This window comes from Photobacterium lutimaris, from assembly GCF_003025555.1.
GTDB lineage: Bacteria > Pseudomonadota > Gammaproteobacteria > Enterobacterales > Vibrionaceae > Photobacterium > Photobacterium lutimaris.
The window spans coordinates 129312-135682 of record NZ_PYMH01000015.1 but is presented as its reverse complement, the minus strand read 5'-3'; the positions used below and the strand labels follow the sequence as shown (position 1 = coordinate 135682).

The window sequence follows — 6371 nt, the reverse complement described above, 5'->3', positions numbered from 1 at the left end:
AAAATACCTTTCCTATAAATAGAATCGCTATTTTGTATTGGTCACTCAGTTTCATTGATAATTCTTTTGTTGACTATCATTTCACGAGTGCCCACACAGATTGCATGGTCAAATTGTTAAAGAACAATACTGATTGGTTAGCGGCTTAAGTTGCCGTGCTCCGTGTCAGTGAGGTCGCATTATAGAGAGTTCGATCACATTGGCAATAGCTAACATGCGATTATTTCATTTAAATCAATCAAGCGCTCAATAAACAGACAAACCTTCTCTTTTACGCATAATTTACCTGCACGGCAGTGCCGTGAGCAATAGTTTTGCAGTTTAGTAAACCGACTTTTCTAAGGTAGGGGGCAAAAAACCTCTTTATATATAACAGCAATGTTTTATTTCGCGGCCAGTATATAGATGGGATCCGCTTGAATAAGGGCAGATATGATCAAAGGCTAGGATAATGAGGTCGCTTGAATGACAAGAGCTGAGAAGCAGGCAAAAGGCGATCGAGCCAAAAACGGGTAAGCAGATACAACAAAGCCCCGACTTTCGTCGAGGCTTTATCATTTGAAAATGGTGCCCGGGGCCGGACTTGAACCGGCACAGTTATTCACCGGCGGATTTTGAATCCGCTGCGTCTACCAATTTCGCCACCCGGGCAGATGCGGCTCATTATACGTATATCAACCTGATAGACAATCCTTTTTTACTATCTTTGATAAAAACAGGTACCAAGCGAACAGCACGCAGCCAATCCGTTCACATTGCCAACAACCATGTCACCTTGAACCTAAGCTTGCTTCCGATATCGCCCTGCTTTTGTGGCCAAATTGGCGATCAAGCCTCAGTTACACTATTACGCAGCCGAAGTTCGGGCATGAAATGCCGCATAATGTTGTTATCCGTGTGCTGAATCTGGCTCATCAGCAATTCAACGGCGGTTTGGGCCATCTGGCTGATAGGGAAATGAACCGACGACACCTGAGGGTAAATCGCATCACATAAATCAATACTGTCAAAGCTGATCAAAGAAAGCTTTTCCGGTAGCGCCACATTCTGTTCATGGAAAAACTGTATCGCTCCCTGCATCATTTCCTCACTACAAGAGAATAACGCCGTCAGCTCCAGACCTGAACGGTGCAGCTGCTGCGCCGCAAAGTAGCCACTCATACGGCCGTAATCTCCCTCGACACACAAGGCCGGATGGACATCGATATCGGCTTGTAACAAAGCCTCCTTATACCCGTTCAGCCTGAGATGGCTACTTGCCCGGCTCAACGGCCCGGAGATACATCCAATATCACGATGCCCCTGCTCAATCAGATAATTCACGGCCATTTTTGCGGCCAGAGTATGGTCAAAGGTAATACAACGAGCTTCCAGCCCCTCAACGAGGCGATCAAGCAGGACAAAAGGCGTAGGCTCAAGCGCCAACGCTCTGAGTTCATCGTCACTCAAGTGACGACTATTGAGGATATAGCCATCGCACCGCAGAGTATGGAAGCGTCGTATCGCCTCCCTTTCTCCCTCTGCACTGTGGTGGCCTTGAGCGGTGATCAAAAATTTATTGTGGCGATCTAGCTCCGTCTGAACTTGATCCATCATCTGACCAAAGAAACCACCGGTATAGTAAGTTACCAGCAGCCCGGTCATATTGGACGATGCCGTCGCCAATGAACGAGCAATCGCACTCGGCCGGTAATTCAGCTCAGCCATTGCCTGCTCGACTTTCCTTTTTGTGTCTGACCTAAATGCACCTTCTCCATTGATGATCCGAGATACTGTCGAGCGGTGGACACCGGCCAATGTCGCAACATCCTTTATACTTGCCATGGCGGTCGTGTTTCCTCCCTCACCATCCATTGTCAAACCACATTTACGGTTCAACCCAAAGAATGACTGAATATAGAGTGATTTAAGGTTCACATGAAGTAGCCTGGTCATGTTTTCGTATTCAGATCCCAACATATAGCAAGTTGCCAGTAGAGAGCACCAATACAACAAGGGGGGAAGTGCGCTACTGGCAACCGCTATGTCTATTTATACTGTCGCCACAGCCCGCCTTAGTCGCTTAAAATCACCGGTTACCACTCCCCACTGCGGCAAAATGTTACTGAGCCTCTCATCCGTTAAAATGTCCAGCTCCGTAGCTCTTGCCAAGACGTAGCCACTTGATTCAATCAGGGGCTGATCCAAATAGGCGGGATGACACATAATTTCCAACACTTCGCAGCGGCCTCGGTAGCGTTCAATAATCGCCAACAGTTTATCTAAGCTAAGCCTGTCGCCATAAAAATCCTGGCTAAACATATACTGTTGTGAATGGTAGCGACAACTGGCCCGAAGGGGCACTTGGTAGCCATCGACAACCTCTTCAATAACAGGTTGTAACTTCGGGTGCATATGGACATGATGGTGACTGTCAACATGGGTCAGTGATAAACCTGTTGCCAGGAAATGTTCAATTTGCGCCGTGACTTCGTCTGCGACTTGCTGCTCAGCGAATGATTGCTTTTGCCAAAAACGCTCTTTTGCCAAAAATTGGCCGTCATTACCCACCAAATCGGCAGCAGCGGTTAACGGTGAGCCTGCAGTAAACCGCAGATGCAACCCTACAGCCAACGATGGCAGACTGGATGCAATCTCAAGTGCATGCTGCTCCGCAGCCATACCAACCATCAGCGTGGTCGAGCGAACCACCCCGGCTTGGCAAGCTTGTGCAATCCCTAGGTTGACTCCAGGCGTCAACCCAAAGTCGTCCGCATTAAATATGACATGCATTGGTTCCCTCCCATGCCGGTGTAACAAACTTGAATAGCGCTGCATTAAATATTCGCTATCTGGAAAAGTAAGGAAGATAGTCGTCGTTGGTACGAAGGATATCATCAAGAATAGCCTTGGCCCGCGTGATATCAGGCACCAGCGGATTACTTGCTAGAGCCATCAGCGCTTTGTCATAACTTCCTTCAACGGCCGCCTCAATCGTCAACTGCTCATACGCCTTGACCTGATGGATCAAGCCGGTGATGGCGGGACTAAGATGACCAACCGCAAGTGGCCTTACTCCCCAGCTCCCGACAACAGCACTGCACTCAATAACCGCATCATCGTCTAGGCTGGAGATCGTTCCGTTATTTGGCACGTTGACCACATGGATCGTTTTGCGATCGTTGTAAATAGCATCAACAAGATTAAGTGAAGCATCGGAATAGTAGGCCCCGCCACGTGATTCCAATTGCTTGGGCTTTTCCGCCAAATTTTCATCGCTGTATAGCTCAAATAACTCAGCCTCAGTCTCCATGACTTGTTGGGCACGCGTTCCGCCCTCAAGTGCTGACGCTTTTTCCTCTGCCAACATAGCATCCACCTGGTAGTAATACCGATGATAAGGGCAAGGGATCGCCCCCAGCGCATTAAGGAAGTCAGGATCCCATGGCTCCTCGAAAATATTGTTCATGCTGAAGTTCTGGCCATCCCCCACTTTCTTGAGGACTTCAGCCGTTACATCTTGGCCACCTATCCACGCCCGATGGGCCCAGACCAAGTGATTTAACCCAATGCACTCCAGCGACAACTGATCTGGCGGGCATGACATCATCTCAGCGATCATCATTTGCATCGATACCGGAACATTACATAGACCAATTGTTTTTACCCGGCTGTATTTCTGGATCGCCTCAGTCACCACCCCGGCAGGATTAGTAAAGTTCAGCATCCAGGCATCCGGTGCGAGCGCTTCGATGTCTTGACAAATATCCAATATCACAGGGATCGTCCGTAGCGCTTTGGCAAAGCCACCGGGACCTGTCGTCTCCTGACCAATCACATCATACTTGAGTGGGATCTGCTCATCATTAGCCCTGGCCTGCAAGCCACCAACTCGAAATTGAGTCATGACAAAATCCGCATTTTGTATCGCCGCTCGGCGATCTAATGACGCGTTGATCTCAATATTAGCCCCCACTTTTTCGACCATTCGTCGGGCTAGGGCTGCAACAATATCGAGCTTGTGCTGTCCGGCTTCAATATCAACAAAATGCATTTCCGTTACAGGAAGGTGATCGAGGCGCTTTAGCACTCCCTCGATAAGTTCTGGCGTATAGCTGCTTCCGCCACCGATAATCGCCAGTTTTAGTGATTTGGTCATTGTCCATCCTTATTGCTCGCCAGCCTGCCATGTAACGCAACCATTTCTGTCGCCATTTCATGGGCAAGAATGGTTGTCATCAGGTGGTCTTGAGCATGCACCATCACCAATGTCATTTTCACCTTACCTTCCCCTTGATCTACTTCAATCAGCTGAGTCTGGGTCAAATGGGCGCGATTAAGACAGCCTTTTGCTTGCTTTAACAACCCCTGCGCTTTTCCAGCGTCTCCTTGCCGTGCTAGAGCCAATGCCTCGTAGCACAAACTTCTCGCTTCACCAGCATTGACAATAATGTCCATCACTACAGATTCCTGATCCATCAATCTCTCCTTGTGTTGATATCAAGGGCTGCAGGCAGATGCCTGCAGCCACACTATTAAGCGGTGGCACCTTCACCGATAGGGGCCTTGCCTTGCTCTTTGCTAGCTGCTGTTTCCTTCTCTTGTTCAAGCAACTGCTTTTCAAACATCTTGAAGAACGGGAGGTAAATCAGCAGATCAAGGATGAGTAACCCAACGACCAAAATCACTGGTGCCAGCGTCCACCCGGCTCCCCAAGAAGCACCGATAACGGCGGGGGTTGTCCATGGCGTCGTTGCCACTCCCATTCCAACCAAGCCCGAGTGCACAGCAACATACGCAATCACCGCATTGACAATCGGTGCAAAGACAAAAGGTATGAACAACATAGGGTTAAGCACTAAAGGCGTACCAAAAATAATGGGCTCGTTGATTTGGAAGAAACCTGGGACAGCACTCATTCGGCCCAAGCTGCGAAGGTGTACCGAACGGCTGAAGACCATCAAAATAGCCAACGCCAAAGTGGCACCCGAACCACCAATGAAAATATAGAAGTCCCAGAAAGGCTGAGTGAAGATATTAGGGATAGGTTCGCCGGCCACAAATGCGTCTATGTTTGCCCCGATATTGGTCAAGAAAATCGGTGACAGCAGCCCAACAACAATTGCCGCACCATGAATGCCGGCAAACCATAACAGTTGCGAAACCAGCAGAGCTCCAATGATTGCCGGTAGGCTGTTTGATGCACTGATCAACGGCTTGAACATTTGCATAACCGCATCAGGGATCAACATATCGTACTGGCTCTGTACAAATAAGCTCAGCGGGTAGACCGTCATAAATACCACCAGCACCGGGATCAGCATTTCAAAAGAGCGCGCTATTGCCGGGGGAACCTGTTCTGGCAATCGGATAGTAATGTTGTGTTTCTTAAGGAACCTGATCAGCTCAACGGAATAAAAAGCACTGAGGACAGCGGTAAAAATCCCCGTCCCCCCCATATGAGATGCAGGCAAACCACCATTACTGACAGGCGCGGCAACCAGCAAAAAGCACATCAACGACAAGCAGGTGCTGGTAATACCATCCATCTGATAGGCACGGGCAAGGCTATAACCTATACCCATAGACACAAATATGGTCATGATGCCCATTGTCATGTTGTAGGGCATCATAATCATATCGAAATTCTTACCGGCGAAGTCCAACCACGCTCGACCAAACCCATTTTGCGTATCTTCAGCAAAAGGAGGAAAAGCCAAAATCAATAAAAAGCTTCCTACAATAATAAACGGCATCGCAGTAATAAAACCATCACGCATTGCTCTGACATGTTTTTGCGAACCGACCTTTACAGCGATGGGGGCAATATTATTTTCGACGACACCCATTAATTTATCGTAAAACTTCATAGGGATATTCCTTTATTTAAAATGTAGCCTATCGCCCCGTAAAAAATACAGGAGGCATTAGTATTCCTTATTTTTATTGCTTATCGGTCAACGGGAATGATTTTATTGCTCAGGCATTAAGGATAAAGCTTGGTCGAGGACCTCCTCCCCCTTCATCAATCCGTAGGCTGTCGGTGATATCGCTTCTATCCGCTTGCCATAAAGGCTTGCCGTCTTTTGCAGTTCGGCCAACTGGAACCGAACTTGGGGCCCTAATAAGCAAACATCATAGTCCTTAACGACATCTTCAAAGGCACTGACAGGCAATGCCTCAATATGGCATTTCATTCCACGCTGCATAGCCGCTTTTTCCATCTTCTGTACCAGCATACTGGTTGACATTCCAGCACTGCAACATAATAAAATTTTCATTCTCTCACTCCGCTTATATTTACACTTTCTTCAACTATGCAAAAAGTATAACCAACACATTTAAAATAAAAAGCGCAACCGGTTGCATTTAGTGTGAGTAATATCCCAATA

The 6371-nt window shown here is 47.9% G+C and carries 6 protein-coding genes and 1 tRNA gene; all 7 read right to left on the bottom strand.

The window, feature by feature from the left end; all coding sequences use genetic code 11:
- Positions 1–565: 565 nt before the first annotated feature.
- The 7 genes from C9I99_RS23120 to C9I99_RS23090 all read right to left on the bottom strand — a co-directional run bounded on the left by C9I99_RS23120 (position 566) and on the right by C9I99_RS23090 (position 6260).
- A tRNA-Leu gene (locus tag C9I99_RS23120) sits at positions 566–651 on the bottom strand.
- A gap of 177 nt (positions 652–828) precedes the next feature.
- Positions 829–1824, bottom strand: a complete 996-nt coding sequence (locus C9I99_RS23115; RefSeq protein ID WP_107351197.1) for a LacI family DNA-binding transcriptional regulator — start codon at positions 1822–1824, stop codon at positions 829–831.
- 207 nt (positions 1825–2031) lie between these two features.
- Entirely contained in the window at positions 2032–2772 is a 741-nt protein-coding gene (gene chbG, locus C9I99_RS23110; RefSeq protein WP_107351192.1) for a chitin disaccharide deacetylase, read from the bottom strand.
- 55 nt (positions 2773–2827) lie between these two features.
- On the bottom strand, positions 2828–4138 hold the full coding sequence (locus C9I99_RS23105; protein WP_107351191.1) for a 6-phospho-beta-glucosidase: 1311 nt from the start codon (positions 4136–4138) through the stop codon (positions 2828–2830).
- Positions 4135–4458, bottom strand: a complete 324-nt coding sequence (locus C9I99_RS23100; RefSeq protein WP_107351190.1) for a PTS lactose/cellobiose transporter subunit IIA — start codon at positions 4456–4458, stop codon at positions 4135–4137. The genes C9I99_RS23105 and C9I99_RS23100 overlap by 4 nt, the downstream gene beginning before the upstream one ends.
- A gap of 56 nt (positions 4459–4514) precedes the next feature.
- Positions 4515–5849, bottom strand: a complete 1335-nt coding sequence (locus C9I99_RS23095; RefSeq protein ID WP_107351189.1) for a PTS sugar transporter subunit IIC — start codon at positions 5847–5849, stop codon at positions 4515–4517.
- Positions 5850–5951: 102 nt separating this feature from the next.
- Positions 5952–6260, bottom strand: coding sequence for a PTS sugar transporter subunit IIB (locus tag C9I99_RS23090; protein ID WP_107351188.1), 309 nt, complete (start codon positions 6258–6260; stop codon positions 5952–5954).
- Between the last annotated feature and the right edge of the window lie 111 nt (positions 6261–6371).

Excerpts from the sequence above, each read along its gene's own strand:
- C9I99_RS23090 (WP_107351188.1), bottom strand. The coding sequence starts at position 6,260 with ATGAAAATTTTATTATGTTGCAGTGCTGGAATGTCAACCAGTATGCTG.
- C9I99_RS23095 (WP_107351189.1), bottom strand. The coding sequence starts at position 5,849 with ATGAAGTTTTACGATAAATTAATGGGTGTCGTCGAAAATAATATTGCC.
- chbG (WP_107351192.1), bottom strand. The coding sequence starts at position 2,772 with ATGCATGTCATATTTAATGCGGACGACTTTGGGTTGACGCCTGGAGTC.
- C9I99_RS23105 (WP_107351191.1), bottom strand. The coding sequence starts at position 4,138 with ATGACCAAATCACTAAAACTGGCGATTATCGGTGGCGGAAGCAGCTAT.
- C9I99_RS23100 (WP_107351190.1), bottom strand. The coding sequence starts at position 4,458 with ATGGATCAGGAATCTGTAGTGATGGACATTATTGTCAATGCTGGTGAA.
- C9I99_RS23115 (WP_107351197.1), bottom strand. The coding sequence starts at position 1,824 with ATGGCAAGTATAAAGGATGTTGCGACATTGGCCGGTGTCCACCGCTCG.